This window comes from Arthrobacter rhizosphaerae (assembly GCF_023062595.1).
In the GTDB taxonomy this organism is placed as follows: domain Bacteria; phylum Actinomycetota; class Actinomycetes; order Actinomycetales; family Micrococcaceae; genus Arthrobacter; species Arthrobacter rhizosphaerae.
The window spans coordinates 1-22,523 of the sequence record NZ_JALLAN010000011.1; the positions used below are offsets into that span (position 1 = coordinate 1).

18 protein-coding genes and 2 tRNA genes are annotated in these 22,523 nt (G+C 61.3%); 12 read left to right on the plus strand and 8 right to left on the minus strand.

Annotated features, from left to right (window positions below):
• Window positions 1-425: 425 nt before the first annotated feature.
• The 5 genes from tmk to MU551_RS14980 all read left to right on the plus strand — a co-directional run bounded on the left by tmk (window position 426) and on the right by MU551_RS14980 (window position 5,761).
• Window positions 426-1,082 carry a dTMP kinase gene (gene tmk / locus MU551_RS14960; protein WP_247045953.1) on the plus strand — a complete coding sequence of 219 codons (657 nt, stop codon included), beginning with the start codon at window positions 426-428 and terminating at the stop codon, window positions 1,080-1,082.
• Window positions 1,079-2,221 carry a DNA polymerase III subunit delta' gene (locus tag MU551_RS14965; protein ID WP_247045955.1) on the plus strand — a complete coding sequence of 381 codons (1,143 nt, stop codon included), beginning with the start codon at window positions 1,079-1,081 and terminating at the stop codon, window positions 2,219-2,221. The genes tmk and MU551_RS14965 overlap by 4 nt, the downstream gene beginning before the upstream one ends.
• Window positions 2,222-2,315: 94 nt before the next feature.
• Window positions 2,316-3,887, plus strand: a complete 1,572-nt coding sequence (locus tag MU551_RS14970; RefSeq protein ID WP_247045957.1) for an alpha/beta hydrolase — start codon at window positions 2,316-2,318, stop codon at window positions 3,885-3,887.
• A gap of 249 nt (window positions 3,888-4,136) precedes the next feature.
• A tRNA-Thr gene (locus tag MU551_RS14975) sits at window positions 4,137-4,209 on the plus strand.
• A 703-nt stretch (window positions 4,210-4,912) separates the two neighbouring features.
• Window positions 4,913-5,761, plus strand: a complete 849-nt coding sequence (locus tag MU551_RS14980) for a class I SAM-dependent methyltransferase (RefSeq protein ID WP_247045959.1) — start codon at window positions 4,913-4,915, stop codon at window positions 5,759-5,761.
• A gap of 14 nt (window positions 5,762-5,775) precedes the next feature.
• Here MU551_RS14980 and MU551_RS14985 read toward each other — a convergent pair whose 3' ends face one another.
• Window positions 5,776-6,339 (minus strand): YceI family protein, encoded by a 564-nt coding sequence (locus MU551_RS14985; RefSeq protein WP_247045962.1) that lies wholly within the window; start codon window positions 6,337-6,339, stop codon window positions 5,776-5,778.
• Between the two features lie 249 nt (window positions 6,340-6,588).
• Between MU551_RS14985 and cysE the strand changes: the two genes are divergently transcribed.
• The 4 genes from cysE to MU551_RS15005 all read left to right on the plus strand — a co-directional run bounded on the left by cysE (window position 6,589) and on the right by MU551_RS15005 (window position 9,709).
• A complete protein-coding gene (gene cysE, locus MU551_RS14990) occupies window positions 6,589-7,164 on the plus strand; it encodes a serine O-acetyltransferase (RefSeq protein ID WP_247045964.1) in 576 nt (191 codons plus the stop codon).
• A 30-nt stretch (window positions 7,165-7,194) separates the two neighbouring features.
• Entirely contained in the window at window positions 7,195-7,941 is a 747-nt protein-coding gene (locus tag MU551_RS14995; protein WP_281507215.1) for an SOS response-associated peptidase, read from the plus strand.
• 412 nt (window positions 7,942-8,353) lie between these two features.
• The gene (locus MU551_RS15000; protein ID WP_247045966.1) at window positions 8,354-9,418 is read left to right on the plus strand and encodes a hypothetical protein; all 1,065 of its coding nucleotides are present in this window, start codon (window positions 8,354-8,356) and stop codon (window positions 9,416-9,418) included.
• A 39-nt stretch (window positions 9,419-9,457) separates the two neighbouring features.
• Window positions 9,458-9,709, plus strand: coding sequence for a hypothetical protein (locus MU551_RS15005; protein ID WP_308198311.1), 252 nt, complete (start codon window positions 9,458-9,460; stop codon window positions 9,707-9,709).
• A 126-nt stretch (window positions 9,710-9,835) separates the two neighbouring features.
• On the opposite strand, the gene MU551_RS15010 is transcribed toward MU551_RS15005, so the two are convergent.
• The 7 genes from MU551_RS15010 to MU551_RS15040 form a co-directional block, all read right to left on the minus strand.
• On the minus strand, window positions 9,836-10,681 hold the full coding sequence (locus MU551_RS15010) for an aldo/keto reductase (RefSeq protein ID WP_247045968.1): 846 nt from the start codon (window positions 10,679-10,681) through the stop codon (window positions 9,836-9,838).
• A 116-nt stretch (window positions 10,682-10,797) separates the two neighbouring features.
• A complete protein-coding gene (locus MU551_RS15015) occupies window positions 10,798-11,253 on the minus strand; it encodes a hypothetical protein (protein ID WP_247045970.1) in 456 nt (151 codons plus the stop codon).
• 8 nt (window positions 11,254-11,261) lie between these two features.
• Entirely contained in the window at window positions 11,262-11,891 is a 630-nt protein-coding gene (locus tag MU551_RS15020; protein ID WP_247045972.1) for a bacterial proteasome activator family protein, read from the minus strand.
• 87 nt (window positions 11,892-11,978) lie between these two features.
• On the minus strand, window positions 11,979-12,170 hold the full coding sequence (locus MU551_RS15025; RefSeq protein WP_247045974.1) for a YbdD/YjiX family protein: 192 nt from the start codon (window positions 12,168-12,170) through the stop codon (window positions 11,979-11,981).
• Entirely contained in the window at window positions 12,170-14,467 is a 2,298-nt protein-coding gene (locus MU551_RS15030; protein WP_308198312.1) for a carbon starvation CstA family protein, read from the minus strand. Before MU551_RS15030 ends, MU551_RS15025 begins: the two co-directional genes overlap by 1 nt.
• Before the next feature lie 164 nt (window positions 14,468-14,631).
• Entirely contained in the window at window positions 14,632-15,261 is a 630-nt protein-coding gene (locus MU551_RS15035) for a PadR family transcriptional regulator (protein WP_247045976.1), read from the minus strand.
• Between the two features lie 128 nt (window positions 15,262-15,389).
• Window positions 15,390-16,373: an NAD(P)H-quinone oxidoreductase gene (locus tag MU551_RS15040; protein ID WP_247045978.1), complete on the minus strand. Its 984-nt coding sequence runs from the start codon at window positions 16,371-16,373 to the stop codon at window positions 15,390-15,392.
• Window positions 16,374-16,518: 145 nt separating this feature from the next.
• Here MU551_RS15040 and MU551_RS15045 point away from each other — a divergent pair.
• The 3 genes from MU551_RS15045 (at window position 16,519) to MU551_RS15055 (ending at window position 22,465) form a co-directional block, all read left to right on the plus strand.
• A tRNA-Ser gene (locus MU551_RS15045) sits at window positions 16,519-16,606 on the plus strand.
• Between the two features lie 178 nt (window positions 16,607-16,784).
• Window positions 16,785-17,588 (plus strand): VOC family protein, encoded by an 804-nt coding sequence (locus MU551_RS15050; protein ID WP_247045980.1) that lies wholly within the window; start codon window positions 16,785-16,787, stop codon window positions 17,586-17,588.
• Between the two features lie 317 nt (window positions 17,589-17,905).
• Window positions 17,906-22,465 carry an ExeM/NucH family extracellular endonuclease gene (locus tag MU551_RS15055; protein ID WP_247045982.1) on the plus strand — a complete coding sequence of 1,520 codons (4,560 nt, stop codon included), beginning with the start codon at window positions 17,906-17,908 and terminating at the stop codon, window positions 22,463-22,465.
• Window positions 22,466-22,523: the final 58 nt, after the last annotated feature.

The following is a 22,523-nucleotide window of genomic DNA, read 5'->3' on the forward strand; positions in this document are numbered from 1 at the left end:
GCCAAGCCGGTCCCGGTGACAACACCCCCCGGATCATTCATGACTGGGGGCAGAAACCATGCCGGGACCGACCGGCCAACACCCCTTATCCTGCAACAGGACCGGGGCTACGAAAAAGGTAACGGGGGGCGGGATGAGCAGGCACCGTTTGCTGCAATTGCGCTACAAGGCGCTGTGGCGTGCACCTGGGTGCCAACCGCCCTAACAGGCAGCCCTGACATGTCCGGACACCCCGCCCCGGCTTGCTTGACCCCGTTATCCCAGGCTTGTTAGACCGGGGCACGTGATCCGTATTCCCTTAGACCGGATGCATATCCGTTGATATAGATTTCATAGCACCCTACCCATAATCTGACAAGAGTCCACGCGGTTCGCCTCTCTTGTCGGAGGCGGATTATGTCGCGGGATATCGGTAGGCTAGTGAAGTGACTACCCAGAGCCCCGGACTGTTCATTGCCTTTGAGGGCGGCGACGGCGCCGGCAAGTCAACCCAGGCGGCTGAGCTTGCCCGCACACTGGAGGCAAGGGGCATGACCGTCTTACGCACCCGTGAACCAGGCGGAACACCGATTGGCGAAAAACTGCGCTCCCTGGTGCTTGATCACGGGCACGGCCACATTGACGCCCATACTGAAGCCCTCATTTTTGCAGCCTCCCGCGCGGCTCATGCCAGCCAAGTCATTCGGCCTGCCCTGGGGCGGGGCGAAACAGTTCTCACCGACCGGTACATCGACTCCTCGGTGGCGTACCAGGGTGCAGGGCGGTCCCTTGGTGCTGACGCTGTCCGCAGCATTAATGAATGGGCCACCTCCGGTCTGCTGCCGGACCTGACCGTACTGCTCGACGTCGATCCCGCCGTCGGGCGTCAACGCCGTACCGCGGAGGACGCGGCGGAAGACCGGCTGGAATCCGAAGCTGACGACTTTCACGCGCGCATCCGGGAAGCATTCCTGAATCTCGCCGCTGCCCGCCCCGAACGCTACCTGGTCCTTCCCGCGCATCTGCCTGTCACAGAACTGGCGGCCAGGATCCTGGCCAGCGTGGACGCCCTGCTGGCAGCCTCACCGCGGAGTCCGGCATGAGTGTCTGGGATGACCTGCGGGGCCAGAGTGCGGTGGTCGACCAACTGCGCCAGGCCGCCGAGGGTGACGGCCTGACTCACGCATGGCTTTTCACCGGACCGCCCGGGTCCGGCCGCTCCAACGCCGCGAAGGCGTTCGCAGCCGCCCTGAACTGCGACCAGGAAGATGTCACCAAGCGTGGCTGCGGCACGTGCGCAGCCTGCCGGACAATCCTGGGCGAGACACACTCGGACGTAACTTTCGTCCGCACCGACAAAGTCACCATCACCATCCAGGAGTCGCGCGAACTGGTGGCCAAGGCCGGCAACAGGCCCTCCTCCGCCCGGTGGCGGGTCATCGTCGTCGAAGATGCAGACCGCATGGCGGAACGCACCACCAATGTCCTTCTGAAGGCGATCGAGGAGCCCACGCCCCGCACCATTTGGATGCTGTGTGCCCCCTCCCCCGCCGATGTACTGGTCACTATCCGCTCCCGTTGCCGCCCGGTGGCGTTGCGCCTCCCGCCTGCGGCGGATGTCGCAGCCCTGCTGGTGAAGCGCGACGGCGTCGAGCCGGCACTCGCCGAAAGAGCAGCCCGGGCGGCCCAGAGCCATGTGGGAATCGCGAGGCGGCTTGCCCGGGATCCACAGGCAAGGGAGCGGCGGCTGGAGACCGTTCGCTTCCCCCTGGGCCTGCGTGGAATAACTGCTGCAATCCTTATGGCCGAGAAACTTGTCAAGATCGCCACGGAGGAAGCCAACAGCTCCAACGAGGAACGCGACGCTGCGGAAAAAGCCGCCCTCCTGGCGACGCTCGGCGCACCCGAAACCGGAACCCTGCCCCCGGCAATGAGAAGCCAGGTCAAGCAGCTTGAGGACGACCAAAAGCGGCGTGCCAAGCGGTCCATTACTGATTCCCTTGACCGGACGCTCACTGATCTGCTGTCCTTCTACCGGGACGTGCTCATTATCCAGATGGGGAACGCCGTGGAACTGGTGAACGTTGAGTTGAGGAGTGAGCTGGAGGAATTCGCGGCCCGCTCCAGCGCCGAAGCAACCCTCACGAGGATGGAAGCCATCAACAAGGCCCGCAATCGTATAACCACCACGAACGCAGCGCCTCTCCTGGCAGTCGAGTCCATGGCCGCCAGCCTCATCTGATTCAGCCAGCCGTCCGCCCACAGCGGAGCGTACACTGAGCCTTCCCGTTCGGCACGGCCGATTCGGGCAGGCCGATATTTTGAAGGAGAACCGCATGAAGCCTGCACGACGCCTGCCCGCACCACCCAGATCGGTGGTGACCGGAGCGCGGACTGCCGGCGCGATGGCGCTGGTTCTTCTGCTGGCATCGTGCAGCTTTCTTGGACAGCCCAAGGATTCGAAGCCCGAAGACGCAACCGGGCAGGCAGACCCCTCCATCACCGATGCTGCCCCCGCGGAACTGCGTTCGTACTACGGGCAAAGCGTCTCGTGGACGTCATGCGAGGAGCAGTTCCAGTGCGCCAAGGTGAAGGTGCCCTTGGACTACGACAAGCCGGAAGGCGACAGCATTGAGATCGCGGCCTTGCGACTGCCCGCCAAGGGCAACAAGAAGGGCAGCCTTCTGGTGAACCCGGGCGGCCCTGGAGCTTCAGGCTACGACTTCGTCAAGAATGCCGGCCCCACCCACATCTCTGACCGCGTCCGGTCCAACTATGACCTTGTCGGCTTTGATCCCCGCGGAGTGAAACGCTCCGCTCCTGTCACCTGCCTGACTGACCAGGAACGTGACGCCGCCGCGCAGGAAAACTACAACTACGATCTCGACGCCGACCTGCAGGCCTACCTCGAGAGCACCAAGGCAAGCATTGCAAAATGCGTTGAAAAAACAGGACCCGTCCTGGCCCATGTCGACACCATCAGCGCAGTCAAGGACATGGATATCCTCCGGGCTGTGGTTAATGACGCCAAGCTCAATTACCTCGGATACTCGTACGGCACCCTGCTAGGGTCCACCTATGCCTCCCTTTTCCCGGACAACGTTGGCCGCCTGGTGCTCGACGGCGCCCTTGACCCGTCTCTGAGCAGTGCGGAAATTACCCGCGGACAGGCACGCGCTTTCGAGAAGGCCATCCGCGCTTACGTTACAAGCTGTCTTCAACAACAGGACTGCCCTGTCACTGGAACGGTGGATAGCGCCGTGCAGCAGATTCGTGATCTCATCCAAAGCGTTGCCGCCAATCCCCGGCCTGCAAAGGACGGGCGAATGGTCACGGGCGCGACTTTTGTGAGCGGCTTTATCGTGACCTTCTACGATGACGGAAACTGGCCACTGCTGACAAAAGCACTGGATGATGCCTTGAAGGGCGACGCCTCGACCATGCAGCAACTCGCGGATTTCAGTGCTGACAGAGGTCCCGATGGCACTTATTCCTCGAACAGCGGCTTTGCCTTCACAGCCATCAACTGCCTTGACTACCCGATGGTCACAGACACCGAGGGCATGCGCGCGGAGGAAGAGTTACTGAAACAGGATTCACCTACCTTGGGCTACTTCTTCGCCTACGGCGGCACAAGCTGTAAGGACTGGCCGTACAAGAACGTTCGCACGCCCGCACCGGTGGAATACTCGGGTTCCGCGCCCATCGTCGTCATCGGCACCACCGGTGACCCTGCCACACCGGTGGAATGGGCCGAAGCCCTGCGCAAGCAACTCGGAAATGCCTCACTGGTGACGTGGAAGGGCGAAGGCCACACGGCCTACGGACGATCCAACAGCTGCGTCGAGGATGCCGTGGACCTCTACCTCATCGACGGCAAATCCCCGGTGGACAACACCGTCTGCTAAAAGTTCCAAAACCCCCGTCACGTTCCGCCCTGCAGATGCTCTTACTAGTTAGACGGCCTTCAAACCGTCTGTAATGGGAGCTGTTTTGCGGCTGGGGCGGCCTAAACATGGGGGGCCGCTTTAATCGTGGAAGGTCCGGAGCCAGGTAATCAGGCTCCGGGCCTGCTTCATTTTGACCCGGAACGTTGAACTCGATTACAGTTGTTTCTTGCATGATCCGGCCGGTTCCACCGGTGGAGTTCGTGCGGTGCTTCCTTAGCTCAGTCGGTAGAGCGTTTCACTCGTAATGAAAAGGTCATCAGTTCGATTCTGATAGGAAGCTCGGGAAAAACCCCGTATTGTCGTTAATTTCGACGATAGTACGGGGTTTTTTGCTGGTTAAGCGGGACCGCTGGGTGGCTCTCAGAGCGCAGGCAAAAGGTCTGAGCTTCCGTCGTATTCAATGGTGACGTCGCTTGAAGTGTCTATCTCCGCCGGTGTTCTGATCACATAGGTTCGTGGCGCCAGGTCTGCGGTGCAATTTGGACCGCCCCTTGTGCTGACACCGATTTTCATCCTGTGCTTGTCTACAACCTCAATCGAAGAGGGGAAGGAAGGGCAGCTTGAACTTCCGGCAAGAACTATGGCGATCCTGTTCCCGTTGTTGAGCCACCCCGCCGAGGGAAACGGATACGCCTGATGCTGGGATGGTTGGCTGGGTGACGAGATAACGGCATCACGTGGGAGCCCGCCCTCGTGCTCGCTTTCTGCTATCGAACCCGGTGATGGCGAGCATGCCGCCAGTGAAACCAGAATCCCCAATATCGCCAGCCTGGCAAGCATCCCCATGTACTGAACCTAGCGGTCCTCCGGAAAAGGGGCCACTTATCGCCCGGATTTCGTCCAGGCGTTGGCGGATTCGCGTGCTCAAGTTGGCGGACACCTTTACATCCCTGCGACTCCTCGCCCACAATGAGTCGCATCAGCCTCCACTGGGCCAGCAGCGCGCTGTCACTCAATACATGCCACATCAAAGGGGCGATGACATGGATGACAACACAGATCTTCAAGAGGCGGACCGGGCGTTAAAGCAAAAGCACCGGGCCATGTGGGCCCAGGGCGATTACCCGGCCCTGGCCAGTGAACTGATTCCGGATCTCGGCGCCATCCTCGTCGATACCTGCGGAATCAAACCGGGTCAACGAGTCCTGGACGTTGCCGCGGGAGCAGGCAACGCGGCTATCCCCGCCGCCATGATGGGCGCCAGGGTGGTGGCCAGCGACCTTACTCCGGAAATGTTCGACGCCGGACGCCACCTGGCTGCCGATCGCGGCGTTGAGCTGGAATGGAAGGAAGGCGACGCCGAGTCCCTGCCCTTCCCCGATAGCGAGTTCGACGTGGTGATGTCGTGTCTGGGGGTAATGTTCGCACCACACCATCAGGCCGGCGCTGACGAGCTGGTCCGGGTATGCAAGCCTGGTGGGACCATCGGACTGTTGAGCTGGACGCCCGAGGGATTCATCGGGAAGATGTTCGCAACCATGAAGCCGTTCTCTCCCCCGCCCCCGCCCGGCGCCCAACCGCCGCCACTTTGGGGCAGCGAAGACCACGTGCGGGATCTCTTCGGCGACAGAATCACGGACGTTCAGACCGGCAAACAGACCGTGACCATCCGGAGCTTCCACAGGCCGGAGGACTTCCTTCACTACTTCAAGTCCCACTACGGACCCACAATTTCCGTCTACAAGTTCCTCGGCGAAGACGAAGCGAAGGTCAACGCATTGGACAAGGCCCTCACGGAACTGGCCGAGGCTTTCAGCGATACGCACGGCGATTCGCCGTCGCAAATGGAATGGGAGTATCTGCTGCTCACCGCTAAGAAAACCCGTACCTGAGGCTCAGGCGGGAGCTATGCCGCCGGTTCCTCGACCTTCACGGCGGAGATCTCGAACTCCAGGGTGATTTTGTCCGAGATCAGGACTCCGCCTGAGTCCAGCGCCGCGTTCCAGGTCAGGCCGAAGTCCTGCCGGTCAATCCGGCGTGACCCTTCAAAGCCTGCGCGCAGATTGCCCATGGGGTCGCGCTCCACTCCCATGAAGTCCAGCGGGATCGCGATGTCCTTGGTCACGCCGCGGATGGTGACGTCACCGCCCACGATGAAGTGGCCGTCGTCGACCTGGTCCACGCGGTTGCTGGAGAACGTGATCTCCGGAAACTGCGGCGCATCAAAAAATTCGTTGGTGCGCAGGTGCTGGTCCCGATCCGCATTGCGTGTGTCGATGCTGCCCACCTGAATGGTCATGCGTGCAGAGGAACGCTCAGGGTTTTCGCCGTCGACATTGATGACGCCCTCAAAATCGTTGAACGCCCCACGGACTTTGGTGACCATTGCGTGGCGGGTGGAAAACCCGATGCGGGTGTGCGTGGGGTCAAAGCGCCACGTGCCCGAAAAGGTCGATGAGATCTCAGCCATTGGAATGCCTCCTGTGCAGGCGTGCCGGCACAGGAACTGTGCTGTGGAAAGGTGTAGCAACAGTAACAGACCGGCGAACACACTCCTGTTGGACGAAGGCTTGTACGACGGCACTGCCGCCAAAAGTTACGCCCGGGAGTCGCTGCAAGGGGCCCAACACCGGCACCTGACTAAAGCCCGGAAATATCCTGCGACCCGGACGGGTTGGACCGTTTGAGTGCGCCACGGCCTCAAACGGAATCGAGACACATGAAGTTGTTTTCACTGCTCAGGGAGGATCTGCTGGCGGCCCGTTCCCAGGACCCCGCTGCAACCAGCACGGCAGAAGTGGCCCTGCTTTATTCAGGCGTGCATGCCTTGTGGATGTACCGGCTGACGCATGTCCTTTGGCAGAGGCCCGGGACAAAGGGAATTGCGCGGCTGCTTTCGCAGGTTACACGTACTTTCACGGGCATCGGGATACATCCAGGCGCCTCCATCGGGCATCGTCTCTTCATTGACCATGGGACTGGCGTGGTGGTGGGTGAGACAGCAGTCATCGGTGACGACGTCGTCATCTATCAGGGTGTGACTCTCGGCGGGAAGGCAACAAACGAAAAGATGCGGCACCCATCTATTGGCAACAGGGTCATGCTGGGTTCAGGTGCAAAAGTGCTCGGCCCGGTGACAATCGGAAGCGATTCGGCAGTTGGCGCCAATGCTGTTGTTGTTACCGACATACCCGGGGGTGCGATCGCTGTGGGTATTCCGGCTCACTGGCGATTTCGTGGTGCAAAAGAAGCCGTTCCCCGGGACGTCTTCATTGATCCGGTGCTGCTGACGTGATCGGGTGCCGCCTGGTCCGAGCGTTTCAATATGACTACCCACGGCTTTGGGTTCATAAGGCAGAATGAATCCATGTGCGGCCGCTACGTGATGTCCCGAGCCACCGGCGATCTCCTCGGATATTTCGATGCCGAGGAGGCTGAAGGGCGGGCAGGCCCGCCCAGCTGGAACGTGGCGCCGACCAATGACGTTCCCATCATCACTGAGAAACCAACCGAGGACGCACCCAGGCGCCGTCTGCTCATTGCCAAGTGGGGTCTGGTGCCCTCATGGGCCAAGGACACGAAGATCGGCTCGAAGCTCATCAATGCCAGAAGCGAAACCATCTTGGATAAGCCTGCGTTCAGGAAAGCAGCTATCAAACGCAGAGCCCTGATTCCCGCCGAAGGTTACTACGAGTGGGAAAAGACGGAGGACGGGAAGAAGATCCCGAATTACCTGTACTCCGAGGAAGATGAACTCCTGGCCTTCGCGGGACTCTACGAATTCTGGCCCGATCCTTCCTTGCCCGAGGACGACCCCCACCGCTGGCTTCTTACCTTCACGGTCCTCACCACCACCGCTCAGGATTCCCTGGGCCACGTCCATGACAGGTCGCCCGTGATCGTTCCTCGGGAGAAGTTTGCCGACTGGCTCAACCCGGAATTGAGTGACAAGGAAGACGTGCAGCAATTGCTGGATTCCATGCCTGAGCCGGTCCTCACTCCGCGGATTGTGAGCGACCGGGTGAACAGCGTGCGCAACAATGGTCCGGAGCTTATCGAGCCTGCCGAATAAGACCTGCCTGGGCTGAACTGACCATTGGCCCTCACATGCCCGCGCAACCGGTCTACGGCGATGGCTGCGGGACCTCGCAATTGATCTGAGGGTTCGCGCCGAGATAATTCAACGGCCCGGCTACGATAGTCACCGCGATGGTTCCTGCTTCTGCGCAGGTTGCGGGTGAGCCCGCGAAATACCCCCGCTGAGCACACGCTGCCACCCCTATTGCCAACCACAGTACGAGCAAGATCCCGACAATACGCATGTTGTCCTCCAATCCCGGACGGTACCGTCACTTCGAATTATCCTCCCGAATGGAAAAAAGCCGTAGGGAATACCGCGAACTCCGGTGCGACGAGCGGGGTGGATCAGTCCCTTTCATCCGCTACATCGGAACCTGAGGCCGGAATGAACCTATGATGCTCGCATGGGAGAGATGCAGCTGATGGACCGGCGGCTGGCCGAGATAGCCCAAGAACTTTATGGCCTGCCTCTGGAGGAGTTTGTGGCTGCGCGCACGGCTTCTGCCAAGTCTGCTGCAGAAGAGGACCGGGAGTTGGCAGCGGCTGTCCGAGGCCTTCCCAAGCCCTCGTCAGCGGCCTGGGCTGTAAATATGTTCGCTCGGCACGATCCGGATTCTGTCCGCCAGCTCAGCGAATTGGGTCAGTCCATGCGCGCCGCCCAGGACAATCTTGACGCAGCCGCCATGCGCGAATTGGGCCAGGAACGCCGGCGTTTGCTGTCCGAAGTAATGGAAATCGTGCACAGCGTCGCCAAACAACGGGGCAGGAAAATCAGCGGTGCGGTTGCCACGGAAGTTGAAGGGACTCTGCGGGCAGCCACGGCTGACAGCGGAGCCGCCGCTGCAGTCCGAAGCGGCCAATTGCTGAAGGTTCTGTCATCCGACGGCGTCGATCAGGTGGACCTCGACGGCGCAGTTGCCGTTCCACAGATGCTTGCCGATGCACTCCAAAATGAGACACGAAAGGAGGGCACCGACCGACGTCGGCGGGAACCTGAAAAGACAACCGACGCAGGACAACGATCGGATAAGCCAAGCATCAAGGATCGCGCTCAGGAAAGCGGCAGGGAAAGCCAGAAAGGAAACGCTAAGCGGGCAGCTGGACAAACGGATAAACCTCGTCTGCAGGCCGTTGAGCCGATGCGGCGGCCAGCCTTGCCTTCCGCCCTTGAGAAAGCCCTCGCCTCCCTCGCCGAAGCCGAGGCTGTGACGCGGGCGGCAGATAAGGACGCCGCCGCAACGGAAAACCGCCTGGAGGAGCTAGAGGCGGAAGTGGGCAGGCTGGCCGAACGGTCACGGAAGCTCAGGGAGGAGCTAAAAAACCTCGATCGCGAGCTGGATAGGGTCCGCAAGGAACGTGAAACGGCAGCGATCGAAGCCCAGCAGGCCAGCCGGGCAGCGGACAAGGGACGGCGGACAGAGGAGTTGGCACGCCAGCGGGTACTACGGCTCCGCAACACGCAGAACTGAAATCTCTAAATTGTCGGAGCCCCGCTTCACACTGGATTCATGAACAGGAAACAGATCAACAGCATCGGACTCAACGGCGCGGAACTGCCGGTTGCCGCAAACGCTGGCGACGCCACGGGCGGGCAGGAATTCCATGTCACCTTCTATAATTCCGATCACGGCCGCGTCAGCACCGAGATTTTCGACGACGCCGCCAGTGCCGAGCGCTTCGCGAACCGGATGATCTGCGACGAGGACGATTGGGCAATCGTCGATGCCGTCCCGCTGCAGCAGAACCGGATTGCCGCGTAACAATACGCCGCTAGGGCGACTTGATCACGGCATGAAAGCAGCATGACAAAGGTCCCGTGCAGCTACGCACGGGACCCTCTCGAGTCAGATGGACTCAGGTCACTACAGGTCCCAGGACGCCAAAAATTAAGCGAAGTCCGAGACTGCCGGATCCGGGCCGATCCGTCCGCCGCCTTCAGCCGTCCGGTCCAGGGTGTTGATGGCCTGGATATCCTCGGGGTCGAGCGTCACATCCAAGGCTGCATAATTCTCCTGGATACGGGATTCGGTGACGGACTTCGGAATGACAACGTTTCCAAGTGCCAGATGCCAGGCGATGACAACCTGTGCGGGACTGGCCTCGTGCTTCTCAGCAATCGCGGTGATCACCGGGTGCTCCAGAAGCTCCCCGCCCTGACCCAACGGAGACCATGCCTGGGTCAGGACGCCCAACGAGTTATTAAAGGCGCGCAGCTCGGCCTGGTTGAAGAACGGATGTAGCTCGATCTGATTGATCACGGGCACAACCCCGGTCTCATCGATCAGCCGCTGCAGCCCCTCTGTGGTGAAGTTCGAGACGCCGATGGACTTAACCCGCCCGCGCTTCTGCAGTTCGATGAGCGCTTTCCATGTGTCGACGTACTTATCCTGCTTGGGCTGCTCCCAGTGGATCAGGTACAGATCCAGTGAGTCCAAGCCAAGGCTTTCCAAGGAGTCCTCGAAGGCCTTCAACGTTGATTCATAGCCCTGATCGGAGTTCCACAGCTTGGTGGTGACAAAAATATCCTCAGGCGTGAGACCCGAACGCTCAATCGCCCTTCCCACACCTGCCTCGTTGCCGTAGATCTTCGCGGTATCAATGTGGCGGAAGCCGGCTTCAAACGCCTGAACCACTACCTTCTCAGCTACATCGTCTTCAACCTGCCAGACCCCGTAGCCGAGCTGGGGAATGGTGTTGCCGTCGTGAAAGGTCAGTACGGGTGAAGTAGTCATGCGTTTCATCCTGCCAATAAGCAGGAGGACCCGGCCAGCGCACGCGCCGGGATCAGCTACCCGCGTAACCGGGAATAAGCACCCGTCCGGGTTATGACTGGGGTAATGCCTCCGGGTTATGACTCCGGAAGAGAATCCATCAAACGGTGCTCGGCGTCGGCAATCTGCTCAAACACGGCTTCCGCCCGTCGGCGTACGGAGGCCGCTCCGACGGGCACTGGCCCGACGGCGAGGCGCAGCATGGCGGCAGCCTCCGCGGTGGTGGCCAGCGAGTTGCCCGCCTTGGACAGTGAACGGTGGACACCCGCCAGGGCACCGGGAATATCAAGACCATCGCTTGGTGAGCGCCGCTGGGCTTCAACGCAGACCAGCCTGACGCGCGGTGACAGAGCAGCGAGTTCATTGGCGATGTCCACGAGTTCTTCGTACAGCTGCGGGTCTTCCACGCCTTCCAGAACCTGGTGGTAACGATCCAGGCCACGGTGGAAACGGTCGTGGGCGCGACGCCATAGACCCGTGCCGAGTTCAGCGTCGTCTTTCCGCCCTTGCCGCGCGGAGGTGAAAAAGCCCAAACGAAGCCCTAAAGGTACTGACCGGGACCGTGGTCCGGGTCCTCCGGCCTGCCGGGGACGGGAGCGCCCTGCCCCGGACGGGCCGCGGGTGCACGTTGGGGCTGGCCATTGTCGCCTATGACAACCCCTGGGGCGATGACAGTACCTGGCGGCAGCTGACGCAATTGCATCTGGGCCATGGAATGCTCACGGGCAGCATGCTGGGCGGCAATCGCCGTCTGGATCCCGTGGAAGAGCCCCTCAAGCCAGCCGACCAGCTGCGCCTGGGCAATGCGAAGTTCGGCGTCAGAGGGAGTGGCATCGTCCGAGAACGGAAGATTGATCCGCTGCAGTTCGTCAACGAGTTCCGGGGCCAGCCCGTCCTCGAGTTCCTTGATGGAGCGTTCATGGATTGCAGCGAGCCGGCCGCGCGCGGCGTCGTCCAGGGGAGCGGACTTCACTTCATCCAGGAGTTGTTTGATCATGGTGCCGATTCGCATAACTTTGGCCGGCTCATCCACCAGATCCTGGACGGCGTTCCTCGGTTTGGAATCCGGCCCGGCTGCCGCTACCTCCACGGAGGGCTGACTGCCGTCATCGATGGGTGTCCCCTCAACCGGGGTCTCTTCAACTGACTGAGTGTCTGCGGGATCGCTCATGGGTTCATACTCTCATGACCGGCGGATACGTTACGCCTGTCCGGTGAGGGATGAACGACCGGGGTTGTTCATCCCTCACCGGTTACTTCAACAGCATCGTCCTTGCGGATTGTTGTCCTGACGGTCGGTCCTGTCGCGCCAGAAATCCCGCTCGCTCAGTATCGGGCCGTCATGGCCGGACGCCACGTGATGCTCCAGGTATTTCCGGTAGGCGTCGGCACCGACCAGGGCGCCAAGATACTGGGCGAAGCCGCGGAACCCGGCTTTGACTCCGTTCATCAGTGATGCCCGGATTTCTCAAGCCGCTTGTCCGCAGGAAGGTTGTTCCATTCCGCCATCAGCGCCCGTTCCGAAGGAGTTGGAATCAGGCCAGCCGGTGCGTAGACCCGGGATGCGCTCGCCTGGTCCTCATGGTCCTTGTTGCGAGTGCCCGAGGCTGCGTTCCTGAAGGCCTTCACAGTGGCCAGCACTGCGGTGACAATGACGACGATGCTCAACGTCACGAAAATCACCGACAACCAACCCTGCACCGTGGTGTTTCGGACAACGGCTTCCATCGCTGTCACTGTCTTGGCCGTACCGAATGAGGTCTTGCCGTCCTCCAATGCCTTCGAGAACGCGGCGTTATTCGCGAAGTAGCCCACCGCGGGGACCGGGGAGAAGATCTTGTGGAAGCTCGCCGTAATGGTGACCACGGCAGCGAATGCCAGCGGTGCCGCCACAATCCAGATGTACTTGAAGGACCCGCGCTTGGCGGCAATAGCCATGCACACCGCCAAGGCAATGGCGGCCAGCAATTGGTTTGCGATTCCGAACAGAGGGAACAGGGTATTGATGCCGCCGAGCGGATCGGTGACCCCCATCAGGAGAACCGCGCCCCATGCCCCGACCATCACCGCTGTGCACAGCCATGCCCCGGGACGCCATGACGCTTCCTTGAACTTGGGAACAAAGTTTCCGATGGAATCCTGAAGCATGAACCGCGCAACGCGGGTTCCGGCGTCGACCGCTGTGAGGATGAAGAGCGCCTCAAACATGATGGCGAAGTGGTACCAGAAGGCCATCATCGAAGTGCCGCCGATGAACTGCTGCATGATGTGCGCAAGTCCAACGGCCAGCGTTGGAGCCCCGCCCGTCCGGGAAACTATGCTCTCTTCGCCGACGTTGGCTGCAGTCTGCGTCAAGAAGTCCGGCGTAAGGTTCACGCCGGACAACCCCAGGCTGTTCACCCAGGTCGCGGCGGTCTCCACGGTTCCGCCGGTCAGGGCGGCGGGAGAGTTCATGGCGAAATACAGGCCGCGGTCGATGGAAATGGCGGCTACGAGGGCCATGATGGCAACGAATGACTCCATCAGCATGCCGCCGTAGCCGATAAGGCGGGTCTGTCGCTCTTTTTCAATGAGCTTCGGGGTGGTGCCTGAAGCGATGAGGGCGTGGAACCCCGAGAGCGCCCCACAGGCGATCGTGACGAACAGGAACGGGAACAAGGCGCCGGAAAACACCGGGCCGTTGTCTCGGCTGGCAAATTCGCTGAAAGCGGGGACCGTGATTTCCGGGCGGACCACAATGATGGCCAGGGCCAGCATCACAATCACGCCGATCTTCATAAACGTGGAGAGGTAATCACGCGGGGCCAGGAGCAACCAGACTGGCAGGATCGCGGCGATGAAGCCGTACACAATGAGGCCCCAGGCGATAGTGACCTTATCCAGGTGGAAGAAGGCCGCACCCCATTCTGTGCCGGCCACAGCACCGCCGCCGATGATCGCAGCCATCAGCAGCACGAAACCGATGATCGATACTTCCAGGACCTTGCCCGGACGGATGAAGCGCAGGTACACGCCCATAAAGAGGGCAATCGGGATGGTCATGCCCACCGAGAAAACGCCCCACGGGCTCTCGCCCAGCGCATTTACGACGACGAGCGCCAGGATTGCGACGATGATCACCATAATGAGCAGCGTGGCAACGAGCGCGGCAGTGCCCCCGATCACGCCAAGTTCTTCACGGGCCATCTGCCCCAAGGAACGGCCGCCGCGACGCATGGAAAAGAACAGGACAAGGTAGTCCTGGACAGCCCCGGCAAGAACGACGCCGATGATGATCCAGATAGTGCCGGGAAGGTAGCCCATCTGGGCCGCGATGACTGGGCCGACGAGGGGGCCGGCGCCTGCAATGGCGGCAAAGTGGTGGCCGAACAGGACGTTGCGGTCAGTGCGGACATAGTCTTTTCCGTCAGCCTTGTATTCAGCCGGTGTAGCTCGACGGTCATCCGGCTTGGTGATGTAGCGTTCGATCACCTTCGAGTAAAAGCGGTATCCGATCAAGTACGTGCAGACCGAGGCAAAGACAAACCAGATGGCGTTGACCGTTTCGCCCCTGACGATGGCGAGCATGAACCAGGCCACGCCGCCCAAAAGTGCAATTGCTACCCACAGCCCGATCTTGGCCGGGGTCCATTTAGCGTCTTCAGCTTCCCTGGCCTCATTCACCGCGGTAGCGGGAAGGGCCGGATCGGCTTCTAAAAGATCCTCCGACAATGTGTTCGGCGACTCTTCTTTGTACGTTTTTCCCACGTCTCCTCCTTGAGAACCCGGTAGAGCGTTGTGCTCGTTTCCGCCGGGCAGAGCCCCACCTCCCCCGACGCAGTGCTCACAGTACTTCACGTCACGGCTGGCCGAAACATCATTACAAAGCCGTCAAATTGCGTGACAAAGAGCAGCTCTGGGTTGGCGCCGGCTCAGGGGGCAGGCCTGGGGATCGAGGGAGGCCCCCCATTGGTCTGGCTGAGGCTGCTCTGGCCCAGGCCGCTCTGGGCAGCGTTTCCGGCGCTCCCGTTGGAGTTCTGCGAGAGCTGGATCATGCGGGCCTCACAGAGGTCCAGCCACCGGACCTCAGCCTCTGTCTGGAAAATGAGCGAATCCAGCACGAGCAGCGCGGCCGTGTCCACGGTGCGCTGGTTCGCGGCTGTGTCCCTGCGGGCTCTGGTGTATTCCTGGAGTGCAGCCATGGACGCCGTCCGCTGGAGCTGAATGATTGCACCCACATCCACTCCCGGCAGAGTAACCGCCAGGGCGAGTTTGATGGCGAGTTCGTTCCGTGGCGGACTGCCCCGCTCCACGGGCGCGGCGAACCAGCTCTGAACCTGCGCCCGGCCGGCCTCGGTGATGCTGTAGATGACGTGACCCGCGCCGTCGTCGCCGTCTTTTTGCACGAAACCGTCGCGCTCCAGACGGTCCAGCGTGGTGTAGACCTGGCCGATATTCAGGGGCCAGGTGGCCCCGGTCCGATCCTGGAATTCGACCCGCAGCTGGTAACCGTAGCGCGGCTGGTCCTGCAGTAGGGCCAAAAGGCTGTGACGAACGGACATTCGGCTCCCCCTGATAGCCGGACACCGGTACGCACGCGCCCCCAAGCTAGACGCGTGCATACCGCGTATAGATCCACCCTAGCGTCGAGGGACAAGCGCGCAAAAACCCCACGCCGAAAATATCGGATTTAGATGACCAGCAGTACTTTTCCCATGTGTTCGCCTGAGTCAAAGTACTCATGTGCGGCGCGCACCTGGTCCAACGGGAAGGTCTTGGCTACCAGAATCCTTATCGTGCCGTCTGAGACCAGGGGCCAGACTGACTCCCGGACGGCGTTCATGATGACGGCCTTTTCCTCCGACGGACGAGGACGCAAGGCGGTCCCGACGATCGCTGCCCGTTTACCCAGCAGTTTTCCGAGGTCCAGCTCCCCTTTGGTTCCGCCCTGAAGCCCAATCACGATCAGCCGCCCGTAGTCAGCGAGTGCGTCCACATTCTGCTTCAGGTACTTGGCCACGACGACGTCGAGAATCACGTCCGCGCCCCGTCCGCCGTTCTGCGCACGGAGGCTCTCGTCGAAATCTTCCTCGGCGTAGTTGATGGCAATATCCGCGCCCAGGAAAGCTGTTGCGGTGCTGACCTTCTCCGCAGTCCCGGCAGTTGTGGCAACTTTGGCCCCGAAGGCCTTCGCCAACTGGACGGCCATGGTTCCGATGCCCCCGGTGGCTCCATGGATCAGCACAGTCTCCCCCGGCTGCAGTTGCGCCGTCATGATGAGGTTGGAGTAGACAGTAGCCGCCACCTCAGGCAACGCGGCCGCAGTGACCAGATCCACGCCGTCGGGAATCCTCAAGACCTGCCCGGCGGGCACTGCCACCTGCTCGGCGTATCCCCCGCCTCCGAGCAGCGCCACCACTTTGTCCCCCACGCTGAACGGCTTCGCAACGTCTGGCCCAAAGCCGGCGATCCGTCCTGACACCTCCAGCCCGGGGACTTCCGAGGCACCCGCAGGGGGCGGGTAGTAACCCTTCCGCTGCTGGACATCCGCTCTGTTAAGGCCTGCGGCGACGACGTCGATAAGCACCTCGCCGGGGCCGGGAACCGGTGCGGGGACATTGCGGATTTCCAGGGCCTCGGGCCCTCCGGGCTGCGAGATGTAGACGGCCTTCATTGAAAACTCCCCGTTACCTAGCGGACTCCTGCACCCGGACGGTGGTCCGGCTCACTTTTTCCATTGTTACTGAAAGGCTTGCCGGAAGTGTTTCAGCAACGCTGTTTTTGTCGCAGCCAACTGCCTATGAAACACTACTGTTACTGGAAGGTTGTCCGAGCGGCCGAAGGAGCTAGTCTTGAAAACTAGTGTGCGGTAACCCCGTACCAAGAGTTCGAATCTCTTACCTTCCGCGAACGAGTGCCCCAGGTTCTGAATTTTCATCAGAACCTGGGGCACTTTTCGCTTAAGTGCCATTGAAACGGTCGGACCCCCGGCATAGTGTCTGTCCTGTCGCCACTGCCCCAACAACCATGTAGTGGCCAAACCATGCTGTTGATGCACTCAACACTGACCTCACTAGGAGCAATCATGCCCACTCCTGATATCCAATCAGGCGATCCCTGCTGGATCGACCTCATGACCTCGGACACGGAAAAAGCGAAGTCCTTCTATGGCGAACTCTTCGGCTGGACCTTTGAAACGGGCGACCAGGAGATGTACGGCGGCTACATTTCGGCAGCCAAGAACGGCAGGGCAGTAGCGGGCATTATGCCCAAGCAGGAAGATCAGGCCGGCATGCCCGACGCGTGGTCCACTTACCTGGCCGCGGAGGACGCCGCGGCTACCGCCACCGCCGTCGCCGAAAACGGCGGCCAGGTCTACGTGGAGCCCATGGATGTTCCCGAGCAGGGACAAATGGCGTTATTCGCGGACCCGGCTGGCGCCGCCTTCGGTGTGTGGCAGCGCCGTGAGCACCAGGGGTTCCAGATTGCTGCCGAACCCGGGGCCCCGGTTTGGCACGAACTCCATGCGAAGGACTACCCTGCCGCGGTCAGGTTCTACGAGGATGTTTTCGGCTGGGAGACGGAGGTCATGAGTGATGCTCCGGATTTCAAATACACCACCCTTGGAGCCGGGGATGCCGCCAGGGCCGGAATTATTGACGCTTCGCTGTTCCTGCCAGAGCAGATTCCATCCCACTGGCAGGTGTATTTCGGGGTTGAGGATACGGATGCGGCTGTCGCCAAAGCACTTTCCATGGGTGCCTCCGTTCTGGAACCTGCCCAGGACAGCCAGTTTGGCCGGGTAGCTACCCTCGCCGACCCGACCGGCGCCACGTTCAAAATAATTGAGGCCCTTGCCCAGGGCGCTCAGGTGGATCAGGAGGCCTAAGCAGCCCAGGAGGGCAGGCAGGGCCAAGTCCCACGCCTTCGTTGCCTTTCAGCAATTTGCTGTAAAAAGTACCGGCCGGGAGCTTCCCTCGAAGCTACTGGCCGGTATTGTTTTGGCTTGTCAGGGGTGACACGTTTCGCTGGGGGACGTTTAACCGAATGCACGCCCAAGTCATCCTGCGTTCATTCACCGCTGTTTTGATGTGCCGGAAACTACTTGACCAGGAGTAAAGGCCGGTCCTGGCGTCCGTTGGTACAACCCGGATGCCTTCAATGAGGTCCCTCACCCAGGGACACCCCTAATGAGAGTCAGAGCGAATGCACCGTACATCTTGGAAAATCGCGCTGGGCACAGCGCTGGCAGCGGGGCTCATCACGCCGCTGGCAGCCGTCCCGGCCGTTGCGGCGGAGGTCTCACCTGCCGCAGGCACTTCACCAGTAGTCATCAACGAGGCCTACCTGAGCGGCGGAAGCGCGGGTGCCGCCTATAAGAACAAGTTCGTTGAGCTTTACAACGGCTCAGAAGTACCAGTGCCCCTGGACGGCTGGTCACTCCAGTACAGGGCCGGTGGCGGTACAGGACTGCCGAACAATGTCACGGCCCTTAGCGGCAGCATCCCTGCCAAGGGCCACTACCTGATCAAGGGCGCCACCAACAGCGCCACATCCACCGCAGCCGAACTGCCCACCGCAGATGTTGTGGCCACTGGCTTCAACCCATCGGGAGCTACCGGAACAATCGTCCTGGCCAGGCAGGCAACCGCCATCGACCCGTTGCCTACAGGCTCAGTGGTTGAAGCGGCGAACATCGCTGACCTGTTGGGTTATGGGACCTCCAACACCTTCGAGACCCAGGCAGCCACAGCCCCTGCGGGAAACACAGACGTTAAGAGCCTCAACCGCACCGGCGGGACGGACAGCAACAGCAATTCGGCCGACTTCGCCCTCAGTGCCTCGATTACCCCGGCAGCCGCTGGCGGAACAGGAAACCCGGACCCCGTAGATCCCGGCCCCACGCCGGCGCCAACGGTGAAAACGATCGCCGAAATCCAAGGCACCGGCCCCGCCAGTCCTCTTGCCGGCACCACAGTCACCACCAGGGGCAAGATCACGGCAGCCTTCCCCACCGGCGGATTCGCCGGTTTCTACCTTCAGACGGCGGGCACGGGTGGAGATCTCACTCCCGCCAACCACTCGGCGTCGGACGCTGTGTTTGTCTACTCGCCCTCAGCCGTGGGATCAGTCCAGATCGGCGACTTCGTGGAGGTTACCGGCGCGGTCAGCGAATTCTTCGGGATGACGCAGCTGACAGTGGCTGACGCCAGCCGGGTGAGCAAACTGACTGAACCTGCCGCCGAGGTGAAAGCCACCGGGTTCAGCCTTCCCGCAGAGGAAAATTTCAGGGAGTCCCTTGAGGGCATGCTTCTCGCCCCGCAGGGTCCCGTCACTGTCACGGACAACTACTCGCTCAACCAATATGGCGAGATCGGTCTGGCCGGGGGCACTACCCCGCTGGTCCAGCCAACCGCAGTGGCCCCTTACGGATCCACTGAGTACAACGCAACCGTGGCCGCCAACGCTGCGCGCGGCATCAAGCTCGACGACGGCGCCACCACCAATTTCGTCAAGGATGCGGCCACGAAAGCCCAGGTCCTGCCATACCTGACTACTGCTGATCCTGTTCGCGTTGGCGCTCCCGTCACGTTCACCACCAACGTGGTGCTGGGCTACGCAAACAACGCGTGGAAGCTCCAGCCGCTGACCGCTATGAGCGCCGGTAACGCTGCCTCTGCCCAGCCCGCAACCTTCGGTGGAACCAGGACAGAGGCCCCCGCCGCCGTCGGAGGAAATCTAAAAATTGCCTCCTTCAACGTGCTGAACTACTTCCCCACCACGGGCGACCAGGTTGCCGGCTGCAATTTCTACACCGACCGCGACGGTAACCCCATCACGGTCAAGGACGGCTGTAACGTCCGCGGGGCGGCCAACGCCGAGAACCTGAAGCGCCAACAGGACAAGATCGTGGCCGCTATCAGCAAAGCCGGTGCCGACGTCGTTTCGCTGATGGAGGTGGAGAACTCAGCCCAGTTCGGCAAGGACAGGGATGACGCCCTGGCAAAGCTGGTTGAGGCCCTCAACATCCAAACTCCTGGGGTGTGGGACTACGTCCGCAGTCCGGCCAACGCGCCACCGCTGGCCGACGAGGACATGATCAGGACAGCTTTTATCTATAAGAAAGCCACGGCCGTACCAGTGGGCGAATCCATCATCCACAACGACACCATTGCTTTTGCGAGTGCCCGCAAGCCGCTGGCGCAGGCGTTCAAACCGGCAGGCGCGGCTGATGACAAGAAATTCATCGCCATCGCCAACCACTTCAAGTCCAAGGGCTCTCCTCCCCCCGCAGATCCGACGGACACCGACAAGGGCCAGGGCAACTCCAACCTGGCACGCACGGAGCAAGCCAAATCCCTCCTGGCCTTCTCCAACGAGCTCCAGACCTCGCAGGGCACTGACAAGGTGTTCCTGATGGGAGATTTCAACGCCTACGCACAGGAAGATCCACTCAATGTGTTCCGGGCGGCCGGTTATGTCAACCAGGACGAAAAGGCACGCAACACGGACGGCTCAGCCAAACACTCCTACCTCTTTGGCGGAATGGTGGGTTCCCTTGACCACGTGCTGGCCTCCCCCGGCGCCAATCCTGTTGTCACCGGCGCTGATATCTGGAACATCAACTCCGTGGAGTCAGTGGCTCTGGAGTACAGCAGGTACAACAACAATGTGACCAACTACTACGCTCCCGACCAGTTCCGCGCCAGTGACCACGATCCCGTGGTGGTGGGCCTGGACCTGAAAACCGAAACCCCCGCGAGCGCCGAACTGAATTTCCTGGGCATCAACGATTTCCACGGCAGGATCGACAGCAACACGGTCCTCTTTGCCGCAACCATCGAGAAGCTGCGTGCCGCTGCACCGGGTCCCACCGCCTTTATCTCTGCCGGCGACAACATCGGTGCTTCACTGTTCGCCTCGGCTGTCGCCAAGGACCAGCCCACTATTGATGTCCTGAATGCCCTCGACCTGAAGGCCTCGGCAGTGGGAAACCATGAGTTCGACGGCGGTTTCGCCGATCTCCGGGACCGCGTCATCGCCGGGGGTGCCAACGCAAAGTTCCCGCACCTTGGGGCGAATGTGTACAAGAAGGGCACCACGGAGCCGGCACTGCCCGAATACACGGTGCTGGCCATGAACGGCGTCAGGGTAGCTGTGATCGGAACCGTCACACAGGAAGTTCCGTCGCTGGTCACTCCTGGAGGCATCACCGAACTGGACTTCGGCGATCCCGTCGACGCCATCAACCGCGTCGCGGCACGCATCACCGCTGAAAACCTGGCCGACATCATCATCGTGGAAAACCACGACGGCGCCGGTTCAGGAGTCCCTGAAGGCGCCACCCTGGAGCAGGAAGTGGCAGCAGGCGGTCCCTTCGCGCGGCTGGTCAATGAGACATCCGCCGATGTGGATGCCATTTTCAACGGGCACACGCACAAGGAGTACTCCTGGGACGCGCCCGTCCCCGGGGTAGAGGGCAAGACACGCCCCATCGTCCAGACCGGCAACTACGGCGAGAACATTGGCCAGATCCAGCTCACGGTGGACACGGCCACCATGGCAGTGACCGGGTACAAGGCCGGCAACGTCAAGCGGTTCGTGCCCACGGCCACTGAGACGGCGGCGGATTTGATCGCCAAATACCCGCGCGTCGCGGCCGTAAAAGCCATCGTGGACAAGGCCATCGCTGACGCCGCAGTGATCGGCAACCAGCCGGTCGGCAAGGTCACCGCGGACATCACCACGGCATTCAGCCCGGATCCTGCCGGCGGTCCTGCGAAGCGGGATGACCGTGCCAGCGAGTCCACTTTGGGTAACCTCGTGGCTGATTCGCTCGCGGCCAGCCTGGGAAGTCCGGAACTCGGCGGAGCAGAAATCGGCGTCGTGAATCCCGGCGGGCTGCGGAACGAGCTGTACTTTGCCCCTGACGGAACCATCACCTATGCCGAGGCCAATGCGGTGCTTCCGTTCGTGAACAACCTGTGGACGACGTCGCTGACCGGGGCCCAGTTCAAGACGCTGCTGGAGCAGCAGTGGCAGACGAACGCTGACGGCACTGTTCCCAGCCGCGCCTACCAGCAACTGGGGCTTTCCCGGAACGTCAATTACACCTACGACGCCGCCCGGCCAGCGGGTGACCGGATCACCTCCATCCGAGTGGGCGGGGCCCTCATCGATCCGGCGAAGTCCTACCGGATCGGGACGTTCAGCTTCCTCGCTACAGGTGGTGACAACTTCCGGATCTTCAAGGAAGGGGCCAACACCAAGGATTCGGGGATGGTGGACAGGGATGCCTGGATCAAGTATCTGCAGGAACACAATCCTGTGTCCCCCGATTTCGCCCGGCGCACCGTGGCCGTGGTGAACACGACGGCCGCTGAGGTCAAAGCCGGCGAATCGATCTCACTGGCTGTTTCCAAGGTGGATCTCACCTCACTGGGCAGCCCGGTGAACACTTCACTGAAGGCCGTCTTTGTTGACGCTGCCGGTGTGTCCACCGAGGTGGGCAGCATCGGAGTCTCCGGCGGCGCAGCCGCTGTGGACGTCAAGGTACCGGCTGGCGCAGCGGTGGGAACGGCAACGCTTGTCCTGACCGCTGCGGAATCCGGGACAGTGATCAAGACGGATGCCCGTGTGGTGTCAAGCGGACCGGTTCCGCCTGTCTGCACCGCACCGGTTCCGCCTGCCAAGTGGTACGACATCGGCGGTTGGATCAGGTACGCCATCGCCCTCATTGAGTACCGGAAGTGCCTGAAGGGCTGACCTGAACAGGCAAAGGGGCATGCTTTCCTGGAATGGAAGGCATGCCCCTTTTTCGTGC